Source organism: Ralstonia sp. SET104 (assembly GCF_003851545.1).
In the GTDB taxonomy this organism is placed as follows: Bacteria; Pseudomonadota; Gammaproteobacteria; order Burkholderiales; family Burkholderiaceae; genus Ralstonia.
Window position 1 is genome coordinate 100235 of record NZ_BHVX01000003.1, and the last position, 18944, is coordinate 119178.

Consider the following 18944-nt stretch of genomic DNA (forward strand, 5'->3'; position numbering starts at 1 on the left):
GAGGGTAGCGACGGGGCGTAGACAGCACCGGCCAAGGGTGGCGGTCGGCGCGAGATGGGATGAAGTGACAACGCTCAAGCGGGGTACGGCTGGCGGCCTACAAATCAGGTCCGACATTCTAACGTAGACCGTCGGCCAAAACCCACCGGGGCGCACCAGGCGCACTATTTAGGTGCCGGTTTCACCGATGGATCAAGCGGCAGCTCCACGAGGATCGGCTGGGCATTCGGCGCCGGGAAATTGGCGAACGCGCTGCGCACCAGATATGGCATGACGGCCGCAAGCGAACCATCTCCGCCCTGGGTCTGCGCCGTCACCTGATAAACGCGCTTGCCGGTGGCTGCCTCGTCAATTTCCACGTGATAGGCATAGAACGGCACCTGCACGTTGGTATCGACATATTGCGGACCCCACGGGCCCCAGGGCCCCCACGGACTACGCCACGGGCCCCACGGCCCTGGCCCCCAATAAGGGTCGGGATACACGGGCTGGCGCACCTGCACGAGCCGCGTGGCGGTCGAATAATTCAGGCGAACGAGATAGCGGGCACTCGCGCGCGGCACGCTGGTAAAGCCGTGGGCGGCCAGTTGATCGGACGTCCACGCCTCATAGGTCTGGCGCTCCAGGTCATTCTGCTGCGCCGCGGTGTGCTCAAACGCATAGGTGCGCGGCGGGGTGTCGTTCCAGCCGGGCTGCCTGAATGCCGTTACTTGGCTGGTGACCGTGCTTGCGCAGCCCGCCAGCAGGCTGGCCGCCATCAACGCACCGGCCATCGACCAGATGCCGGATGTTTTGATCCACTTCCACATAAAAAATCCCCCTACTCTCAATCAGACAGTTGGCCGTGCACGCACAAAAGCGCCGCCCACGGCCTGTTACTCAGAGTCACGCCCCGCGCGGAAGATTCCCGCCAAGGGCCTGAGTACAATGGTCTTTTGCACGCCGCCACGAGGATGTTACCGATGTTGCGCACCGATACCGCCGTCACGATTTACCGCAAGGACTACACCGCGCCCGCCTTCCGCATCGATGAAGTGGCCCTGGAGATCGATCTCGTGCCCGAGCGCACCCGCGTCGTCAGCCGAATGCGCATGACGCGCACGGACACAGGCACGCCGCTCGTACTGGTGGGCGAAGGGCTGGAGCTGGCAAGCGCAACCGTCGACGGCCAGGCTGTGTCCGGCCTGCAGGCCAACGGCGACACGCTCACCATCGAAGCCGTGCCGGCCGATATCGGCACCCGTTTTACGCTGGAAATCACCACCTACTGCAATCCGGCGGCCAACTCGTCGCTGATGGGGCTGTATGTTTCCAACGGCAACTTCTTCACACAGTGCGAAGCTGAGGGCTTCCGCAAGATCACCTACTTCCTCGATCGCCCAGATGTGATGACGGTCTACACGGTCACGCTGCGCGCGTCGAAGGCCGATTACCCAGTGCTGCTCTCCAACGGCAATCTTGTTTCTGAGCGCAATCTGCCGGACGGCCGCCACGAAGCCGTGTGGCATGACCCGTTCAAGAAGCCGTCATATCTGTTCGCGCTGGTGGCGGGCAAGCTGGAATGCATCGAAGAACGCATCCAAACCGTCTCAGGAAAAGAGAAGCTGCTGCAGGTATGGGTCGAATCGCAAGATCTTGACAAGACACGCCACGCGATGGATTCGCTCATCCATTCAATCCATTGGGACGAGCACCGCTTCGGGCTGGAACTGGATCTCGACCGCTTCATGATCGTCGCCGTGGGCGACTTCAACATGGGCGCAATGGAGAACAAGGGCCTGAACATCTTCAACACGAAGTACGTGCTAGCCAATGCGGAAACTGCCACCGATGTGGACTTCGCCAACATCGAATCGGTGGTCGGCCACGAGTACTTTCACAACTGGACGGGTAACCGCGTCACCTGCCGCGACTGGTTCCAGCTGAGCCTGAAGGAAGGCCTGACGGTGTTCCGCGATCAGGAGTTTTCCGCCGATATGGCAGCACAAGCGGCCGCGCAAGCCGGCAACCAAGCCGCTGCCGCGAGCGCCCGCGCTGTCAAGCGCATCGAAGATGTTCGCCTGCTGCGTCAGGCGCAGTTTCCGGAAGATGCGGGCCCGATGGCCCACCCGGTACGCCCTGACAGCTTTGAGGAGATCAACAACTTCTACACCGTCACGGTGTACGAAAAAGGCGCGGAAGTCGTGCGCATGTATCAGACCCTGCTCGGCCGCGATGGCTTCCGCAAGGGCATGGACCTTTACTTCCAGCGCCACGACGGCCAAGCGGTCACCTGCGATGATTTCCGCGCCGCCATGGCCGATGCCAACGGCCGCGATCTCGCACAATTCGGCCGCTGGTACAGCCAGGCCGGCACCCCGGTCATTGCCGTGGAAGGCCACCACGACGCGGCCACCCGCACCTATACGCTCACGCTGCGCCAGCGCTGCGAGCCAGTCGGCATCGAGGTGAACAGCGGCATCCAAAAGCAGCCGTTCCACATTCCGTTTGCGGTGGGCTTGATCGACCGGGAAGGCCGCGACCTGCCGTTGCGCTTGCGTGGCGAAGTCGCGTCGCCCTCGCCCGTGACCACACGTGTACTCGATTTCACCGAGGCCAAACAGACCTTCGTCTTCGAAGACGTGGCCGAGGCGCCGTTGCCCTCGCTGCTGCGCAATTTTTCCGCGCCGGTCATCGTTGAATACGGCTACACGACCGAACAGCTCACGTTCCAGCTCGCGCACGATTCCGACCCGTTCAACCGCTGGGAAGCCGGCCAGCGCCTGGCTACGGAAACGCTGTTGCGCATGGTGACGGACATCCAGCATGGCCGTGCGCCCGGGGTCGATCCTGCGCTGGTGGAAGCCATGCGTGCAGTCGTGGCCGACGCCTCGCTAGACCCTGCCTTCCGCGAGCAGATGCTGATCCTGCCCGCCGAAAGCTACCTCGCCGAGCGCATGGACGTTGCCGACCCGGCCGCCATTCACACCGCACGCCGCATGTTGCGCCGCACGCTGGCCGAAGCGATCAACGCCGAATTGCTGCTCACCTACCAAAGCAACCTGACGGAAGGCGAGTACACGCCCGACGCCGTATCCGCCGGCAGGCGCGCACTCAAGAACATCGCGCTGGGCTATCTCGTAGAAACCGAAGCCCCCGAAGCGCTAGCCTTGGCCGAAAAGCAGTATGCACAGGCCACCAACATGACCGACCGCATGGGCGCGCTGTCCGCGATGGTCAACAGTTACGCGCCGGGCCGCGAGGCCGCGCTGGCCGATTTCTACACGCGCTTTGCCAACGACGCGCTCGTCATCGACAAGTGGTTCTCGCTGCAGGCCGTGCAGCCAGGCGGCGCCGGCAAGCCGTCGCTGGAAACCGTGCGCGCGCTGATGGCGCATCCGGCCTTCACGCTGCGCAACCCGAACCGCGCCCGTTCGCTGATCTTCAGCTTCTGCTCGGGCAACCCCGCACAGTTCCATGCTGCCGATGGCTCCGGCTATGCCTTCTGGGCCGAACAGGTGCTGGCACTCGACGCCATCAACCCTCAAGTCTCTGCACGCCTTGCACGCGCGCTGGACCGCTGGCGCAAGTACGTGCCCACGCTGCGCGACGCCATGCAGGACGCACTCAAGCGCGTGGCCGCACATCCGAGCCTCTCGCGCGATGTGCGTGAGATCGTCGGCAAGGCACTGGCGTGATGCAATCTGTCACCCAGTGTGTCGTAAAATCGCGCCCGTCTCAGGAGAACCCATGAAGCGCATCAACCTCACCCGCTACCTGATCGAAGAGCAGCGCGAGCACAACACCATCCCGGCCGAGCTGCGTCTGTTGCTCGAAGTCGTGGCGCGCGCCTGCAAGGCGATCTCGCACAGCGTCAACAAGGGCGCCCTTGCCGGCGTGCTCGGCTCAGCCGGCACCGGCAACGTGCAAGGCGAAACCCAGCAGAAGCTGGACGTGATCGCCAACGAAGTCCTGCTCGAGGCCAACGAATACGGTGGCAACCTGGCCGCCATGGCCTCGGAAGAGATGGAATCGTTTTACGAGATTCCCCATCGCTACCCGAAAGGCGAGTACCTGCTGCTGTTCGATCCGCTCGATGGCTCGTCCAACATTGACGTGAACGTGTCGATCGGCACGATCTTCTCGGTGCTGCACATGCCCAAGGCCGGCGAGGCCGTGACCGAAGCCGATTTCATGCAGCCGGGCGCCAAGCAGGTCGCGGCCGGCTACGCCGTATACGGCCCGCAGACCACGCTGGTGCTGACCGTCGGCAATGGCGTGCACATGTTCACGCTTGATCGCGAAGTCGGCAGCTTCATCCTGACCAGCCGCGACGTGAAGATTCCGGCTGACACCAAGGAATTCGCCATCAACATGTCGAACATGCGCCACTGGGCCCCACCCGTGCGCCGCTACATCGACGAATGCCTTGCCGGCACCGAAGGCCCGCGCGGCAAGGATTTCAACATGCGATGGATCGCCTCGATGGTGACCGACGTGCACCGCATCCTCACGCGCGGCGGTATCTTCATGTATCCGTGGGACAAGCGCGAACCGGGCAAGGCCGGCAAGCTGCGCCTGATGTATGAAGCCAACCCGATGGCGTTCCTGGTGGAGCAGGCCGGCGGCGCGGCCACCAATGGCGAGCAACGCATCCTCGATATTCAGCCCGAAAAGCTGCACCAGCGTGTGGCCGTCATCCTGGGCTCGAAGAACGAGGTGGATCGCGTCACGCAGTACCACCATGAGGCCAAGTAACGGCGCTTGACAGCGTTTTTCCAGCGATTGTTGCGGAGCGCCAAAAAGTTCTGTTAGAATCGCTGTTTCCGACGCCGCTGTAGCTCAGTCGGTAGAGCAGCGCATTCGTAATGCGAAGGTCACCAGTTCGATTCCGGTCAGCGGCACCAGAACAAAAAAGCCCAGTCTTCATCGACTGGGCTTTTTGCTTTTTGCCCTCCCATCCTCAGGAAAGCCGTCCGCGATCAGGCCACCGGAATCCGCAGCTTCTGTCCTGGATAGATTTTGTCCGGGTCAGACAGCATCGGCTTGTTGGCCTCGAAAATCGTCGGGTACTTGTTGGCATCGCCATAAAACTTCTTAGCGATGGCCGACAGCGTATCGCCGCGCTCCACCGTGTGCCATTGCGATTCTTCCGATTCGGTGTTGACCGACATCTGGTCATCCACCGCCTTGATGCCTTCGACATTGCCACAGCACAGGATGATCTTCTCGCGCGTGGCTTGATCGGGGGCTACGCCAAACACCTTGGCAGCATCGCCTTCCACCTGCACCGACAGCGCCGTGGCACTCAGGCCCTGCTGGGCGATGTAGTCCTGGATAGCTTGGCCCTTGGCATCGTCGGCCGCCTTGGCCGCATCGGCATCAGCCGATGCATCGGCGGGAGCGGCAGCGCTGCCATGGAAGAGCTTCTCGCCAGCTTCTTTGATGAAGTCGAAAAAACCCATAACAACCTCCTTGAGTACACAACGCGGAATGGAACTGCATCGGGTGCGTGACAGCCGGGGCGCACCCGTCGCGGCAGTGTAGCCGGTCGGCTGGGGTGTCTCCATGACAGCGGCGGACGCAAATGCAAACTTTGCGCACTCGTCTAGCGCACATGGGCGCTTGTGCCGGCCCGAAATGCCGCGCTGCAACAAAACGGCTGGCACAATGTCCTACTCCTATCAAAACCACTTGCGATCCCTTGGATAGAGCAGGCACCATCGTTCTCATCCGAGCCAACCGCCGCCACCATGAACCGTACGTGGATGAAATCCATCTCCCGGTTGGTCGACGCGCTGACCTCGCCCGGCTTTGGCCACCGGTCGTGGCCGCCCAAGCCCGTCAGACCGCCCAAACCCGCCGCTCGCCGTGACGGCCCACGCCGGGTGCGCCCCACACCCACCCAGGGCACCTTCGCACGCGAACAGTTCATCTACGAACCCGAGTCGCCCGCCGTGGTAGCGCGCCGGCCGGAATACTGGCTGTACACACCGCCCACACGTGGCAGCAAGCCACCCGCGCTGATGGTGATGCTCCACGGTTGCAAGCAGTCGGCCGAAGTGCTCGCGCACGGCACACGCATGAATGCGCTGGCCGACCGCGAGGGTTTTATCGTGCTGTATCCGGAGCAACCGCGTCGCGCGCATCCGCAATGCTGCTGGCATTGGTACGATCCCGAGCACGCCGGCGCGCGTGAGGCTGACAGCATTGCCCGACTGATTGAACAAACGTTGGCGCAAACCGGCGCTGACCCTTCCCGCGTCTATCTGGCGGGGCTCTCGGCCGGTGCGGGATTGGCCGGCCTGATGGCGCTGCGTCACCCGAACTTGTTTGCCGCGCTGGCACTGCACTCGGGCCCGGCCTTGGGAGTGGCGCGCTCGCCCGCGTCGGCATTGAACCTGATGCGCCGTGGGGCGCGCGTTGACGCCGTTGATGCGCTTTCAAGCCTGGTGAACGTGGCGGCCTACCCCGGCATGCCGACAATGCTTCTACACGGCCTGCGCGATGATGCCGTCAACCCGGCCAACCAGGCACAACTGGCCGCGCAGTTCCGCGCGCTGAATCATCTGGGCGATGTGAGCAACGTCTCGCGCGAAACCTCACGCGGTGAAGGCTTTGTGTTGCGCAACGACATGCGCGCCGGTGAATGCGTCGTCAGCCTGTGCCAGTTCACTGCAACTGGTCACGCCTGGAGCGGCGGCGATCCCCGCTACGCCTTCCACGCACCCGGGCCCGATGCGACCTGGTTGTGGTGGCAGTTCGCACGCAAGCACGAGCGTACCGCCGCGCTGGCAGCGTAGACCTTCGTCAGAGATCGATGGATTGCTGGACGGCATTGCGCCCCAGCAATTCGTCAATGAGGCCATAGCCGCGCGCGAGCCCAGCATCTTCGGCCGCTTCACGCGTGGACAGCGGACGCTCGTCATGCGAATGGGCGACGAGCGTTTCAACGGCCGTCGGGTCTGCGCCAGACTCGCAGATGCGCACAACAAAATCCCACTGCGTGGCCCCCTGCCTCCCCCTGTCGGATCTGCGCTCGGCGCGGGGAATGGCCAGCACATAGACATCGAAGTCCTTGTACAGCTCGGTGCGCCAGTTCGATTCCATTGTCAGGTTGCCTCCCGGAAAGGGCCGTGGTCTCTCACTCAGCGGCCGCGACGTCACAAGACAAGTCCGCAAAAAACAGGCCAGTACATGACTGGCCTGTCGTTGCATCATCAGCACTCGCCCTTCTTGGCGTGACCCGGAGGGCAGTGGTAACGCTCGTCGCGACCTCTGCGATCGTGATCCTCGTCGCGGCCGCGCCAGCGGTCATCGTCACCTCGGTCCCAACCACCATCGTACATTTGCCAGCCGCGCGGGCCTTGCTCCCAGCGCGGCTCCCGCCAGTGGTAACCCGGCCGGCCATGCTCACGATAGCCGCGACGCCAGACATAGCGGCCATCGCGCCATTGCCAGTAACCTGGCACCCACACGTAGCCCGGCTGTATGACTGGCACGGGCTCATATTGCGGGGGCGGCGGCGCGTACGCCGGGCCAATCTGCACGCCGATCGACACCTGTGCCTGTGCAGGCAAGGCAATCGAACCTGCCACACCGGCAGCGGCCATGCTTACAGCGAGAATCCATGCGTTCTTTTTCATGTGGAATCTCCTTTCAATGCAATCGAGCTTGGGTGGATCGTAGCATTGGTATCGCGACTGTCTCTAGGGTGTTACGCAGCGTTACCTCCGTTACCGGAGATCGAGAATGTGTTCACGTTTGCGTGACGTCGCGGGCGATCTTCTCCCAGCCACGCGCAAAACGCCTGCACCACTTCGTCACCCAGATTGCGCGCGGGACTGTACCAGTGGTAGCTGCGCGCGGCCAGCGCGAGATCCGGGAACGGCGCCACCAGACGTCCCTCTTCCAGGTCATCCGCGATAAGCGCCGACGGCCCCATCGCCACGCCCAGCCCATCGATGGCCGCCTGAATCGATAAATAGAAATGCTCGAACGTCAGCGTGTGCGCGGGCCGTAGATTGGGCACGCCTGCGAGCACCAGCCAGCTCGGCCACACCGAGGGCAGCGTATCCGAATGCAGCAGCGTGTGATGACGCAACTCCCGCGGCGCCGACAGCGGCAAACGCTCAAGCAACAGCGGGTTGCACACCGGAAAGCGGCTCTCATCCAGAAAGCGCCCTGACTGAAAACCGGCATGAATCTCCGGCCCACCGCGGATGATCACATCGAAATGATCCGGCAGATCCTCGATCTCTTCGATGGACGTGGTCAGCCGCACCTCCACACGCGGAAACCGCATCTGAAACGTGGAGAGCCGGGGAATCAGCCAGCGCATCGTGAACGTCGGGATGCTGTTCACGCGCAGAATGCGCACCGCATCGCGGTCGCGCAGTGTCTGGCTGGTTGCGCTGATCCGATCAAGCGCCACGCCGATCTCAGACAAGTAGCGCTGGCCCGCGTCGGTCAATTCCACACGCCGATTCAGCCGACGAAACAGCGGCACACCCAGCCACGTCTCCAGCGCCTGAATCTGTCGACTGATCGCTCCATGTGTGACGCTGAGCTCTTCGCCTGCACGCGTAAAGCTCAAATGGCGCGCCGCCGATTCAAAAGCGCGCACGGCATTGAGGGGTGGCAGCTTGCGCATAATCGCGTGAGTTTTTTGCACAGATCGAGTCAGTATATATCGATTGTTGATCACAATTTACGGCGCTACGCTGTTGCCTTCTCGCGCTTGCTGGCCCAGCGTCGAGTGAGAAAAATCGACCCGACTTACGTCTGCCGCTCATCGTGACTCCCGCCGTTATCGCCCTGGTTCTCTGCGCCGCCCTGCTCCATGCCTCATGGAATGCACTGCTGAAAAGCGGCTCCGACCGCCTGCGCGCCATCACGCTGATGACGCTGGCTTCTGGCATTGCAGCGGCCCCAATGGCAATTGCACTGCCACTGCCTGCGCTGGCGGCTTGGCCGTATGTGGCGCTGTCTGCGGTGCTGCACGTCGGCTACAACGTGTTTCTTGCGCGTGCGTATCGGTTTGGCGAGTTCGGGCAGGTGTACCCGATTGCGCGGGGGTCATCACCGCTGCTGGTGACGATGGGCGCCGCGCTGTTTGCTGGCGAAACGCCAGGCGTCATCGCCCTTGCGGGCGTGGTGCTGGTGAGTGGCGGCATTCTGAGCTTGGCGCGCGGCCGCAAAGCTGACCTCGGCTCAACATTGGCGGCGCTCACCACGGGCGTGTTCATCGCGGGCTACACGGTGTGCGACGGCATCGGTGCACGGGCGGGCGGCAATGCAAATGCGTATTCAGCATGGCTCTTCATGCTCGACGGCCTGCCGATGGTACTGCTCTATCGTGTATGGAAAGGCCCATTGAACATCGACCTGCGCGACGCCAATACGCTCAAAACCTTCGGTGGCGGCGTGGTCTCGCTCATCGCATACGGCATCGTCATCTGGGCCGTGACGCTCGCGCCAATGGGGCCGGTGTCGGCTCTGCGAGAGACCTCCGTCGTGTTTGCCGCGCTGCTTGGCCGGCTGTTCCTGAAAGAGTCGCTCACTGCGCGGCGCCTGTCGGCGTGCTCAGTCATCGCGTTCGGCGCTTACTGCCTCGGGCATCCGGCCTGAGCGCAACACTCAAGCTGCGCGCGGCGGATATCTGACTTCGAGGATATCGATCTGCTCGACACCCGTCGGCGTGCGCAGCGGTACTGTATCGCCCTCACGCGCCTTGATGAGTGCGCGCGCAATCGGCGAAATCCAGCTTACGTGCCCGATATCCAGATCGACCTCGTCCATGCCGACGATGGTGATGGTGGTCTCGTCGCCACCCTGGTTGACGTAGGTGACCGTCGCGCCGAAGAAGATCTGGTCGTTGTCGCCCTGCAGGCTGGCGTCGACCACTTCAGCCTTCTCAATGCGGCGCGTGAGAAAGCGGATGCGACGATCGATCTCGCGCAGGCGTTTCTTGCCGTAGAGGTAGTCGCCGTTCTCAGAGCGATCCCCATTGGATGCCGCCCATGACACGATGCCCACGACTTCTGGCCGCTCGGTGTCGATCAAGTGCATCAGCTCGGTGCGCAAGCGTTCATAACCGGCCGGGGTGATGTAGTTCTTGGAACCTGGCGGCAAGGGCGCAGCGCCCTCGGGCAGATCGTCTTCGTCATCGCCGGCATCTTCCCGGACGAAAGCTTTGTTCATGATGTGCGCAACGTTAGCGAATGAGGTTTCAGCGCTCCATTATAGAAAGCCAGCCCCTGGGGAAGAAAAAGTGAAGAAGGGGGTTCACAAGGTCCAAAATCTCTGTATAATCTCATTTCTCGGTTGCGGCTGTAGCTCAGTTGGATAGAGTACTTGGCTACGAACCAAGGGGTCGTGGGTTCGAATCCTGCCAGCCGCGCCAACCTGATAAAAGCACGAAGGGCTTCCAGAAATGGAAGCCCTTTTTGTTTGTCCCGTACCAAGAGAAGAGAAGCGGGCCAACAGGCTAGGGCTCCTCTTTTTTCATAGCGTCATGCATTTGGCAACGACAACCTCGCGCAGATCACATGTATAATCGCGCTCCTTAATTGCGGCTGTAGCTCAGTTGGATAGAGTACTTGGCTACGAACCAAGGGGTCGTGGGTTCGAATCCTGCCAGCCGCGCCAATCTGATAAGAACACGAAGGGCTTCCTGCAATGGAAGCCCTTTTTGTTTTCGCGCTGAACGTCAGTCTCCGCCTCGGTCTCGCGCGATACGAATCACATCGGGGTTACGCCGCAGCGCGCGCATCACATCGGCCAAGTGCACCCGGTCATGCACCTGAATCAGGAACGTCATATACGTCGCTTCCTGATCGCCCTCTTGCTCCATCGACACATGCGCCACGTTGGCATCAGCTGACGTGAGGTCTGCCGCCACGCGCGCGAGAATGCCCTTGGTATTGCGCACCAGCACCTTGATCGACACGTCGAATGCGCGTGTCGTGTGCTCGGCCCACATGACGTCGATCCAGTGCTCCGGATCCTTGCCGTGCAGACGCTTGGCCACGCGACATTCCTGCACGTGAATCTGCAGGCCCTCGCCCTTACCGATGTAGCCCACGATCGGGTCGCCTGGAATCGGGCGGCAGCACGACGAAAACACCATCGCCATACCCTCGTCGCCACTGACAGTGACGGCGGGCGCCTCCTCGCCAGCGAAGGTGTGCACCGCCGCCATCAACGCCTCGTCGCCGTCGTGACCACCTTCTTGTAGAAGAATTTCGATGCGTCGCGCCACGACTGCAGCCACACGGCGGCCGAGCGCAAGGTCCGCAAAGACATCTTCGCGCGCCTTGTTGCCCGTCCACTGCACGATGCGCTCCCACACCTGCGCGGACACCGCTTTCATGTCGATGCCCAACTGGCGCAGCGCCTGTTCAAGCAGGCGCTCGCCCAACTGGATGGCCTCATCCAGCTTGGCCGTCTTGAGGAAATGCCGGATCGCCGCACGCGCCTTGCCGGTGCGCACGAACGTGAGCCACGATGGGTTCGGCTTCGAGTACGGCGCCGTCACCACCTCGACGATGTCGCCGTTCTTCAGCTCCGTACGCAGCGGCAGCAGCTCGTTGTTGATCTTGACAGCCACGCACTGATTGCCCAGATCACTGTGCACCGCATAGGCAAAGTCCAGCGCCGTAGCGCCGCGCGGCAGCGCGCGGATCTCACCCTTGGGCGTGAACACATAAACGGCGTCCGGAAACAGGTCGATCTTGACGTGCTCCAGAAACTCCTGGGAATCACCGGTTTGGCTTTGGATATCGAGCAGTGATTGCAGCCACTGGTGCGCCTGCTGCTGCGCGCGGTCGGGCTCGTCGTGATGCTGCTTGTACATCCAGTGCGCCGCCACGCCCGCTTCGGCGATCTGGTTCATCTCACGCGTGCGGATCTGGAACTCGACCGGCGTGCCGAACGGTCCCACCAGCGTCGTATGCAGCGACTGATAACCGTTGATCTTGGGGATAGCGATGTAGTCCTTGAACTTGCCGGGCATCGGCTTGTACAGACTGTGCAGCGCACCCATCGTCATGTAGCACTGCATCTGCGTATCGACCACCACGCGGAAACCGTACACGTCCAGCACCTGCGAGAACGACAACTGCTTGTCGTGCATCTTGCGGTAGATGCTGTAGAGCGTCTTTTCACGGCCAGTCATTTCGGCCGGAATGCCAGCATCCGTCAGCGCACGCTGCGCGGTCTCGAGGATGCGGCTGACCACCTCGCGCCGATTGCCGCGCGCAGCCTTCACCGCCTTCTCGAGCGTTGCATACCGGAACGGCGAGCCAATGCGGAAGCTCAGCTCCTGCAGCTCGCGGTACGTGGTGTTAAGGCCGAGACGGTGCGCGATCGGCGCGTAGATCTCCATCGTTTCGCCCGCGATGCGGCGGCGCTTTTCGGGCGGCACGTGGTCGAGCGTGCGCATGTTGTGCGTACGGTCCGCCAGCTTGACGAGAATCACGCGCACATCGCGCGCCATCGCCAGCAGCATCTTGCGGAAGCTCTCTGCCTGCGCCTGCTCGCGGCTCTGGAATTCAAGCTTGTCCAACTTGGTCAGGCCGTCGACCAATTCAGCGACCTTGGGGCCAAACTTCTCGGCCAGCTCGCTCTTGGTCACGCCCTGATCTTCAATCACGTCGTGCAGCAACGCGGCCATGATCGATTGCACATCGAGCTTCCAGCCCGCGCAGATCTCTGCCACGGCCACCGGGTGCGTGATATACGGCTCGCCGCTCTGGCGATACTGCCCGAGGTGTGCTTCGTCAGAGAAGTGGAACGCTTCTTTCACCAGCTTGAGGTCTGCTGGCTTTAGATACGACAGCTTTTCAGTCAGCCCAGAAATGGAGACAACCTGCTGGCGCGGCGGTGCCGCGGGCTGCGAGGTGGGGCCAAAGAGGTGCCGGTAGGTCTGCTCCAGCACCGCATCGATAAAGAGCGTGTCGCCAGCTACCGGCCTGGAGGTTTGCCCAGGCGCCTCGGTGCCTGCACCTTTGTGCGATTTGGGCGGCAACGCCGACCGCTCCCCTACCAGGTCAGCACCACGCGGATCAGGCAAGTTCGGCGCGCCCGTGCGAGGCAACGCAGGGCCGGAGCCGGAAGCAGATGACGGCATGGAAACGATGGAAGCGGTGGACGCCCCGGAAGGGACCGTGGAGGCGCCCGACGCAGAATCAGACGACCTCGCAGACGATTCCACCGACGGCACGTTGTGCTCGTGCGTGGCGGAAGGTTTGGTCCTGGGCGAAGAAGAAGCGGGCGAGGTAGGCATGCCGGGGTCTTGTGCGTTCGCGGCTTTCACATCCATGAAAGATCGCAAGAACGATCAGTGACCGAGGCAGCGTACCACGCCGGGTAATGCGTCAGCTCAGGACGGAACCTTCTTGAGCATCTCGATACCGACTTGGCCGGATGCGATTTCGCGCAATGCGGTCACGGTCGGCTTGTCCTTGGCATCAACCTTGGGCGTGTGGCCCTGCACCAACTGACGGGCGCGATACGTTGCGGCCAACGCCAGTTCGAAGCGGTTCGGAATCTGTTTCAAGCAATCTTCGACGGTAATACGCGCCATGAAAACTCCACCTGGTGGCAAATCTTGTTGATCTCGATATTTTAGCAGCAGCGCGGCACTCGCTTCGGAGAGCACATGGGCGCGGGCGCTACCACACTTTTGCAATCACGCTGAAAAACGCGACTGCGCGTTACTGACTCAGTGAATGCCCAACTCGACGAACAGCTCGCCGTGTCGCGCTTTCTGGGCGCCGAAGCGCAGGCGCGTGGCCTGCACCACCGTGCGCAGCTCAGTCAATGCCGTGTCGAACACTTCATTGATGATCACGTAGTCGGCCTCGGGCGCATGCGCCATCTCGGAGCCCGCTGCCAGCAGGCGACGCACGATCACGTTGGGTTCGTCCTGGCCGCGCTTCTTCAGGCGATCTTCCAGTGCCGTGAGCGACGGCGGCAGGATGAAGATTTCAACCGCATTGGCAAAGCGCTTGTGCACCTGCTGTGCGCCCTGCCAGTCGATCTCGAGCAGCACATCGGTGCCCGCGCGCATCTGCTCTTCGATCCACACACGGGAGGTGGCGTAGTAGTTGCCATGCACCTCGGCCCATTCGAGAAACTCGCCGCGATCACGGCAAGCCTTGAACTCTTCGACGGTCATGAAGTTGTATTCGCGGCCGTGCTGCTCGCCTGGACGCGGCTTGCGCGTGGTGGCCGAGACCGACAGGCGAATCGACGAATCCTGCGCCAGCAACGCATTCACTAGCGTCGACTTGCCTGCACCGGACGGTGCCACGACCATGAACAGGCTGCCAGGAAAATGATTCTCGATGGGCGTATCGACGGCAGAGTGCGCTTGAGAGGATGGCATGTTTTAGTTCTATCGTTTCGAGTTATTCGAGGTTCTGGACCTGCTCGCGCATCTGCTCGATGAGCAGCTTGAGTTCCATCGATGCATCGGCCAGTTCCTTGGCGGCAGCCTTCGAGCCGAGCGTGTTCGCCTCGCGGTTGAGTTCCTGCATCATGAAATCCAGGCGCTTGCCGATCTGGCCGCCTTTCTCCAGGATGTGGCGCGTCTCGCGCAGGTGCGCCTGGAGGCGCGAGAGCTCTTCTGCGATGTCGATGCGGATGCCGTACACCGTGGCTTCCTGGCGGATGCGCTCGGACAGCTCATCACGCGTGAGCGCGGGTGTGCCTTCGGGCGCAGCCAGGCCAAATGCTTCACGCAGGCGCTCCGTGAGCTTGTCCTGATGCTGCTGGATCAGAACGGGCACCATCGGCGTGAGTTTGTCGACGATGGCGAGCATCGCGTCAGCACGGTCGAGCAGCACGGTCTTGAGCGCGTCGCCTTCGCGGCGGCGCGATTCCAGAAGTTGCTTGAGCGCCTCTTTGGCAGCATCGATCACAGCGTCGCGCAGCGCATCCTGCGTTAACTGAGGCTCGGCCAGCACGCCTGGCCAGCGCAGGATTTCGCCCATGCGCAGCGAACCCGATGCCGGCAGGTGGCGCGTGACCGCCTGCTCCAGCTTGGCCAGTTGTTGCAGCAGGTCCACATTGAGCGCCGCAACATCGCTGGCGGCCTCCTGGCGCTGCAGGTTGATCCGGCATTCCAGCTTGCCGCGCGACAGTGCGCTCATCAGCATTTCGCGCAGTGCCGGCTCGAAGGCGCGGCACTCTTCCGGGGCGCGGAACAGCAGATCCAGGAAGCGCGAGTTGACGGTGCGGAATTCGACCGAGACGGTGGCGACGCTCCCGCTGGGTGCGCCATGGGCATCGGTAAAGGCTGCCTGGCGTGTGGCAACGCCGTAGCCGGTCATGCTGTGGATCATGGAATCGTGGTGTGTTGTTCTTGGTGGAATCGGGAAATCCGGCGGCGGTTATTTAGCGCCAGGAATTGGCAGGGAATCCCCCACCTTTTGTCGCTTTACAACGTGTGGACTGGTCAGGGAGAATCCGACAGCCATTTCGCCACACAAACCCATGACAGAGTCAAAAGGCTCAGGACAGCCGCGCAGTGCCCCGTTGCCGGTCGGTACCTTGCTGTCCAACTATCGTATTGTAAAGAAGTTGGCCAGCGGGGGGTTCAGCTTCGTCTATCTAGCTACCGACGAACATGGGACGCCGGTGGCCGTGAAGGAATATCTGCCGTCTTCGCTGGCCCGTCGCGCGCCCGGCGAATTGATTCCTGTCGTACCGGAGGAAAGCGCGAGCGCATTCCGCCTCGGGCTCAAATACTTCTTTGAAGAAGGCCGGTCGCTGGCCAAGATTTCGCACCCTGCCATCGTGCGCGTGCTCAATTTCTTCCGGGAAAACGGCACCGTCTACATGGTGATGACGTACGAGCAGGGCAAAACGCTGCAGGAACACATCCTCGCTGCGCGCCAGCAAGGCAAACTGAAGATGCTGCGCGAGCGCTTCATCCGCCAGGTCTTCCATGACCTGATGAGCGGGCTGCGCGAAGTCCACATCCACAAGCTGCTGCACCTCGATATCAAGCCGGGCAACATCTACCTGCGCGAAGACTATTCGCCGATCCTGCTCGATTTTGGCGCCGCACGGCAGACGCTCACGGCGGAAGCCTCGCGCTTCCAGCCGATGTACACGCCGGGCTTTGCCGCGCCCGAGCTGTACCGCAAGCACAACGAGCTGGGCCCGTGGACGGACATCTACAGCATTGGCGCGACCGTCTACGCGTGCATGGCCGGCACGCCGCCGCAAGAAGCCACGCAGCGCGAGAAGGAAGACAAGCTGGAAGAAGGCCTGGAACGCCTGCGCAAGGTGTACACGGCCAGCCTGATCGATCTGGTTGGCTGGTGCCTGAAGATGAAGCCGGAAGAGCGCCCGCAGAGCGTATTCCGCCTGCAGAAGGTGCTGCGCGAGGAAAGCAATGCGCTGACCGAGCTGCAAGCCCTGACCGCCGTCACCCAGGGTGGCCCTGTGCCAGAAGAAAAAGAGGCGTTGACGACGCGTTTCATGAGCCGCCTGTTGCGCCGCCGGGACAGTTGACTGCCAAGTCTCCCCTGGCAGGCGGAGTATGATTTCAAAACGGTGCAAAACGAGGCAGGACTTGCCGCTGCACCGCATTCCCTTACCAAATACTCATTAGCCCCAATGCGATTCTCGGTTTATCAAGAAAGCAAGAAAGGCGCGCGACGCGTCAACCAGGACCGCATGGGCTACTGCTTCACGCGCGATGCCATGCTGATGGTGCTGTGCGACGGCCTAGGCGGGCACTCGCTGGGTGAAGTTGCGGCCCAGCAAGCGCTGCAGACCATGGCGCGCCAGTTCCAGCGTCACGCACGTCCGTCGATCCGCAATCCGCGCGATTTCCTGCACGAAAGCATCATGCTCGCGCACCGCGACATCCACCGCTATGCCGAGACCAACGGCCTGCCGGATGCGCCGCGCACCACGATCGTCTGCGCGCTGGCCCAGCGGGGTTCGCTGCACTGGGCGCACGCGGGCGATTCGCGCATGTACCTGATGCGCAAGGGCGAACTGGTGACGCGCACGCGCGATCACTCCAAGATCGAGAACTTGCTGCAACAGGACCGCGTGCTGCCGATGCAGGTGGCCAACCACCCCGAGCGCAACAAGATCTACAACTGTCTGGGCTCGCCCAACCTGCCGCTGATCGACATCGGCGGGCCGGTCAACCTGGAGCCGGGTGACGTCGCCATGCTGTGCTCCGACGGCCTGTGGGGCAGCGTGCAGGAAGACGAACTGGTCGATACCTGCACGAGCTTCTCGGTCACGCAGGCGATTCCAGAGCTGATTGCCCGCGCGCTGCGCAATGCCGGCGACAGCGCCGACAACACCACCGCCATCTCCATGATGTGGGAGCTGGATGCAGTCACCGCCACACAGGACTCGGTACAGACCGACACCCTGCCGCTGAATGCCTTCACCACTTCCATCCTGGACGCACCGCAAAGCGAATCGGGGCTGATGTCGGAAGAGGAAATCGAGCGCTCCATCGCCGAGATCCGCGCCGCTATCGACAAGACCAGCAATCTGACACGCTGAGCGTTGCTCAGCAGCATCCAACGGCCCGCCCTGCCGAGCGTAGCGCGGGCCGGTATCATGTCGGGTTATCCGTTTTCTCAAGCGAGCCCCACATGCGTCCTAGCGGCCGTCAGCCCGACCAACTCCGCCCTGTCACCCTCACCCGCCACTTCACGCGCCACGCCGAAGGCTCGGTACTGGTGTGCTTTGGCGATACCCAAGTGCTCTGCACGGCCAGCGTGCTGCCCAAGGTGCCACCGCACAAGAAAGGCAGCGGCGAAGGCTGGGTGACGGCCGAATACGGCATGCTGCCGCGCTCCACCCATACGCGCTCCGACCGTGAAGCCGCGCGCGGCAAGCAAACCGGCCGCACGCAGGAAATCCAGCGCCTGATCGGTCGCGCGATGCGCTCGGTGTTTGATCTGCGCGCGCTGGGCGAACACACGCTGCATCTCGACTGCGACGTGCTGCAAGCCGATGGCGGCACGCGCACGGCCAGCATTACCGGTGCGTTCGTCGCGGCATATGACGCCATCTCGGTGATGCGCGAGAAGGGTCAATTGGTGGGCAATCCGATCCGCGATTTCGTTGCTGCCGTGTCGGTGGGCGTGGTCGATGGCGTGCCGGTGCTCGATCTGGACTACCCCGAAGATTCCGCCTGCGATACCGACATGAACGTCGTCATGACCGGCAGCGGCGGCTTTGTGGAAGTGCAAGGTACCGCCGAAGGCACGCCTTTCTCGCGCGCTGAAATGGACGCGCTGCTCGGCCTGGCCGACCAGGGCATCCGTGAGCTGATCAGCCTGCAGAAGCAAGCACTGGGGCTGTAAATGCGCAAGATCGTCCTGGCCTCCAACAACGCCGGCAAGCTGACGGAATTCAACGCGATGCTGGGCACCCTCGGGTTCGACGTTACACCGCAAGGCGCGCTCGGCATTCCCGAGGCGGAGGAGCCATACGCGACGTTCGTTGAAAACGCGCTCACCAAGGCCCGCCATGCGAGCCGTGCTTCCGGCCTGCCCGCGCTGGCGGACGACTCCGGCATCTGCGTGCATGCGCTGGGCGGCGCACCGGGTGTTTATTCCGCGCGCTATGCGCAGCTGGCGGGCGGGCCGAAATCGGATGCCGCCAACAACGCCCGGCTGGTGCGCGAACTGGCCGGCAAGGCTGATCGCGGCGCGCACTATGTTTGCGTGCTCGTCTACGTGCGCCACGCAGACGATCCGCAGCCGATCATTGCCGAGGGCAACTGGTTTGGCGAGGTAATCGACACGCCGCGCGGCGACGGCGGCTTTGGCTACGACCCACATTTCCTGCTGCCCGATCTCGGCAAGACTGCCGCTGAGCTGTCCAAGGCCGAAAAGAACAGCGTGAGCCATCGCGCACAGGCCCTCGCGCAACTGGTCGAGCGGCTGCGCGCCTTTGAAAACACCTGAATT

19 protein-coding genes and 3 tRNA genes are annotated in these 18944 nt (G+C 62.5%); 12 read left to right on the top strand and 10 right to left on the bottom strand.

Going from position 1 to position 18944, the window contains the following annotated elements; genetic code table 11:
• Positions 1-164: 164 nt before the first annotated feature.
• On the bottom strand, positions 165-809 hold the full coding sequence (locus PSUB009319_RS05100) for a DUF4136 domain-containing protein (protein WP_124381166.1): 645 nt from the start codon (positions 807-809) through the stop codon (positions 165-167).
• 153 nt (positions 810-962) lie between these two features.
• On the opposite strand from PSUB009319_RS05100, the gene pepN reads away from it, so the two are divergent.
• From pepN to PSUB009319_RS05115, 3 genes are all read left to right on the top strand, one after another.
• Entirely contained in the window at positions 963-3677 is a 2715-nt protein-coding gene (gene pepN, locus PSUB009319_RS05105; RefSeq protein WP_124381167.1) for an aminopeptidase N, read from the top strand.
• Positions 3678-3729: 52 nt separating this feature from the next.
• Positions 3730-4737, top strand: coding sequence for a class 1 fructose-bisphosphatase (locus PSUB009319_RS05110; RefSeq protein ID WP_124381168.1), 1008 nt, complete (start codon positions 3730-3732; stop codon positions 4735-4737).
• A gap of 73 nt (positions 4738-4810) precedes the next feature.
• Positions 4811-4886: transfer RNA gene (locus PSUB009319_RS05115), tRNA-Thr, on the top strand.
• A gap of 75 nt (positions 4887-4961) precedes the next feature.
• Here PSUB009319_RS05115 and lysM read toward each other — a convergent pair.
• Positions 4962-5444, bottom strand: coding sequence for a peptidoglycan-binding protein LysM (gene lysM / locus PSUB009319_RS05120; RefSeq protein WP_124381169.1), 483 nt, complete (start codon positions 5442-5444; stop codon positions 4962-4964).
• Positions 5445-5747: 303 nt separating this feature from the next.
• Here lysM and PSUB009319_RS05125 point away from each other — a divergent pair, with 303 nt between their 5' ends.
• Positions 5748-6782 carry a PHB depolymerase family esterase gene (locus PSUB009319_RS05125; RefSeq protein ID WP_124381170.1) on the top strand — a complete coding sequence of 345 codons (1035 nt, stop codon included), beginning with the start codon at positions 5748-5750 and terminating at the stop codon, positions 6780-6782.
• A 7-nt stretch (positions 6783-6789) separates the two neighbouring features.
• Here PSUB009319_RS05125 and PSUB009319_RS05130 read toward each other — a convergent pair whose 3' ends face one another.
• The 3 genes from PSUB009319_RS05130 to gcvA form a co-directional block, all read right to left on the bottom strand.
• Entirely contained in the window at positions 6790-7095 is a 306-nt protein-coding gene (locus tag PSUB009319_RS05130) for a hypothetical protein (RefSeq protein ID WP_124381384.1), read from the bottom strand.
• 104 nt (positions 7096-7199) lie between these two features.
• The gene (locus PSUB009319_RS05135; RefSeq protein ID WP_124381171.1) at positions 7200-7625 is read right to left on the bottom strand and encodes a YXWGXW repeat-containing protein; all 426 of its coding nucleotides are present in this window, start codon (positions 7623-7625) and stop codon (positions 7200-7202) included.
• Positions 7626-7696: 71 nt separating this feature from the next.
• Positions 7697-8632: a transcriptional regulator GcvA gene (gene gcvA, locus PSUB009319_RS05140; RefSeq protein ID WP_124381172.1), complete on the bottom strand. Its 936-nt coding sequence runs from the start codon at positions 8630-8632 to the stop codon at positions 7697-7699.
• 143 nt (positions 8633-8775) lie between these two features.
• On the opposite strand from gcvA, the gene PSUB009319_RS05145 reads away from it, so the two are divergent.
• Positions 8776-9609 carry a DMT family transporter gene (locus PSUB009319_RS05145; protein WP_124381173.1) on the top strand — a complete coding sequence of 278 codons (834 nt, stop codon included), beginning with the start codon at positions 8776-8778 and terminating at the stop codon, positions 9607-9609.
• A 9-nt stretch (positions 9610-9618) separates the two neighbouring features.
• Here the strand turns inward: PSUB009319_RS05145 and greB are convergent, their stop codons facing one another.
• Complete coding sequence (greB, locus tag PSUB009319_RS05150; protein WP_124381174.1) at positions 9619-10182, bottom strand: transcription elongation factor GreB; 564 nt, start codon at positions 10180-10182, stop codon at positions 9619-9621.
• A 125-nt stretch (positions 10183-10307) separates the two neighbouring features.
• Between greB and PSUB009319_RS05155 the strand changes: the two genes are divergently transcribed.
• Both PSUB009319_RS05155 and PSUB009319_RS05160 read left to right on the top strand, forming a co-directional pair.
• Positions 10308-10384: transfer RNA gene (locus PSUB009319_RS05155), tRNA-Arg, on the top strand.
• A gap of 168 nt (positions 10385-10552) precedes the next feature.
• Positions 10553-10629, top strand: a tRNA-Arg gene (locus tag PSUB009319_RS05160).
• Positions 10630-10690: 61 nt separating this feature from the next.
• Here the strand turns inward: PSUB009319_RS05160 and PSUB009319_RS05165 are convergent.
• On the bottom strand, positions 10691-13111 hold the full coding sequence (locus PSUB009319_RS05165) for a bifunctional (p)ppGpp synthetase/guanosine-3',5'-bis(diphosphate) 3'-pyrophosphohydrolase (protein ID WP_124381175.1): 2421 nt from the start codon (positions 13109-13111) through the stop codon (positions 10691-10693).
• On the opposite strand from PSUB009319_RS05165, the gene PSUB009319_RS05170 reads away from it, so the two are divergent.
• Entirely contained in the window at positions 13110-13328 is a 219-nt protein-coding gene (locus PSUB009319_RS05170; RefSeq protein ID WP_185453416.1) for a hypothetical protein, read from the top strand. The genes PSUB009319_RS05165 and PSUB009319_RS05170 overlap by 2 nt on opposite strands.
• 35 nt (positions 13329-13363) lie before the next feature.
• Here PSUB009319_RS05170 and rpoZ read toward each other — a convergent pair whose 3' ends face one another.
• From rpoZ to PSUB009319_RS05185, 3 genes are all read right to left on the bottom strand, one after another.
• Positions 13364-13567 carry a DNA-directed RNA polymerase subunit omega gene (rpoZ, locus tag PSUB009319_RS05175; protein ID WP_004630929.1) on the bottom strand — a complete coding sequence of 68 codons (204 nt, stop codon included), beginning with the start codon at positions 13565-13567 and terminating at the stop codon, positions 13364-13366.
• Between the two features lie 138 nt (positions 13568-13705).
• Positions 13706-14371 carry a guanylate kinase gene (gene gmk, locus PSUB009319_RS05180; protein ID WP_124381176.1) on the bottom strand — a complete coding sequence of 222 codons (666 nt, stop codon included), beginning with the start codon at positions 14369-14371 and terminating at the stop codon, positions 13706-13708.
• A gap of 22 nt (positions 14372-14393) precedes the next feature.
• Positions 14394-15329: a YicC/YloC family endoribonuclease gene (locus PSUB009319_RS05185; RefSeq protein WP_124381177.1), complete on the bottom strand. Its 936-nt coding sequence runs from the start codon at positions 15327-15329 to the stop codon at positions 14394-14396.
• Between the two features lie 151 nt (positions 15330-15480).
• Here PSUB009319_RS05185 and PSUB009319_RS05190 point away from each other — a divergent pair, with 151 nt between their 5' ends.
• The 4 genes from PSUB009319_RS05190 to rdgB all read left to right on the top strand — a co-directional run bounded on the left by PSUB009319_RS05190 (position 15481) and on the right by rdgB (position 18941).
• The gene (locus PSUB009319_RS05190) at positions 15481-16506 is read left to right on the top strand and encodes a serine/threonine-protein kinase (protein ID WP_124381178.1); all 1026 of its coding nucleotides are present in this window, start codon (positions 15481-15483) and stop codon (positions 16504-16506) included.
• A gap of 105 nt (positions 16507-16611) precedes the next feature.
• The gene (locus PSUB009319_RS05195) at positions 16612-17526 is read left to right on the top strand and encodes a PP2C family serine/threonine-protein phosphatase (RefSeq protein ID WP_124381179.1); all 915 of its coding nucleotides are present in this window, start codon (positions 16612-16614) and stop codon (positions 17524-17526) included.
• A 92-nt stretch (positions 17527-17618) separates the two neighbouring features.
• Positions 17619-18335, top strand: a complete 717-nt coding sequence (gene rph, locus PSUB009319_RS05200; protein ID WP_124381180.1) for a ribonuclease PH — start codon at positions 17619-17621, stop codon at positions 18333-18335.
• Positions 18336-18941: an RdgB/HAM1 family non-canonical purine NTP pyrophosphatase gene (gene rdgB, locus PSUB009319_RS05205; protein WP_124381181.1), complete on the top strand. Its 606-nt coding sequence runs from the start codon at positions 18336-18338 to the stop codon at positions 18939-18941.
• Positions 18942-18944 lie beyond the last annotated feature (3 nt).

Coding starts and splice junctions, on each gene's coding strand:
- PSUB009319_RS05195 (WP_124381179.1), top strand. CDS start 16,612: ATGCGATTCTCGGTTTATCAAGAAAGCAAGAAAGGCGCGCGACGCGTC.
- pepN (WP_124381167.1), top strand. CDS start 963: ATGTTGCGCACCGATACCGCCGTCACGATTTACCGCAAGGACTACACC.
- PSUB009319_RS05135 (WP_124381171.1), bottom strand. CDS start 7,625: ATGAAAAAGAACGCATGGATTCTCGCTGTAAGCATGGCCGCTGCCGGT.
- rdgB (WP_124381181.1), top strand. CDS start 18,336: ATGCGCAAGATCGTCCTGGCCTCCAACAACGCCGGCAAGCTGACGGAA.
- PSUB009319_RS05165 (WP_124381175.1), bottom strand. CDS start 13,111: ATGCCGTCATCTGCTTCCGGCTCCGGCCCTGCGTTGCCTCGCACGGGC.
- lysM (WP_124381169.1), bottom strand. CDS start 5,444: ATGGGTTTTTTCGACTTCATCAAAGAAGCTGGCGAGAAGCTCTTCCAT.
- PSUB009319_RS05110 (WP_124381168.1), top strand. CDS start 3,730: ATGAAGCGCATCAACCTCACCCGCTACCTGATCGAAGAGCAGCGCGAG.
- rpoZ (WP_004630929.1), bottom strand. CDS start 13,567: ATGGCGCGTATTACCGTCGAAGATTGCTTGAAACAGATTCCGAACCGC.
- PSUB009319_RS05185 (WP_124381177.1), bottom strand. CDS start 15,329: ATGATCCACAGCATGACCGGCTACGGCGTTGCCACACGCCAGGCAGCC.
- gmk (WP_124381176.1), bottom strand. CDS start 14,371: ATGCCATCCTCTCAAGCGCACTCTGCCGTCGATACGCCCATCGAGAAT.
- PSUB009319_RS05100 (WP_124381166.1), bottom strand. CDS start 809: ATGTGGAAGTGGATCAAAACATCCGGCATCTGGTCGATGGCCGGTGCG.
- PSUB009319_RS05170 (WP_185453416.1), top strand. CDS start 13,110: ATGGAAACGATGGAAGCGGTGGACGCCCCGGAAGGGACCGTGGAGGCG.
- gcvA (WP_124381172.1), bottom strand. CDS start 8,632: ATGCGCAAGCTGCCACCCCTCAATGCCGTGCGCGCTTTTGAATCGGCG.
- PSUB009319_RS05190 (WP_124381178.1), top strand. CDS start 15,481: ATGACAGAGTCAAAAGGCTCAGGACAGCCGCGCAGTGCCCCGTTGCCG.
- rph (WP_124381180.1), top strand. CDS start 17,619: ATGCGTCCTAGCGGCCGTCAGCCCGACCAACTCCGCCCTGTCACCCTC.
- greB (WP_124381174.1), bottom strand. CDS start 10,182: ATGAACAAAGCTTTCGTCCGGGAAGATGCCGGCGATGACGAAGACGAT.
- PSUB009319_RS05125 (WP_124381170.1), top strand. CDS start 5,748: ATGAAATCCATCTCCCGGTTGGTCGACGCGCTGACCTCGCCCGGCTTT.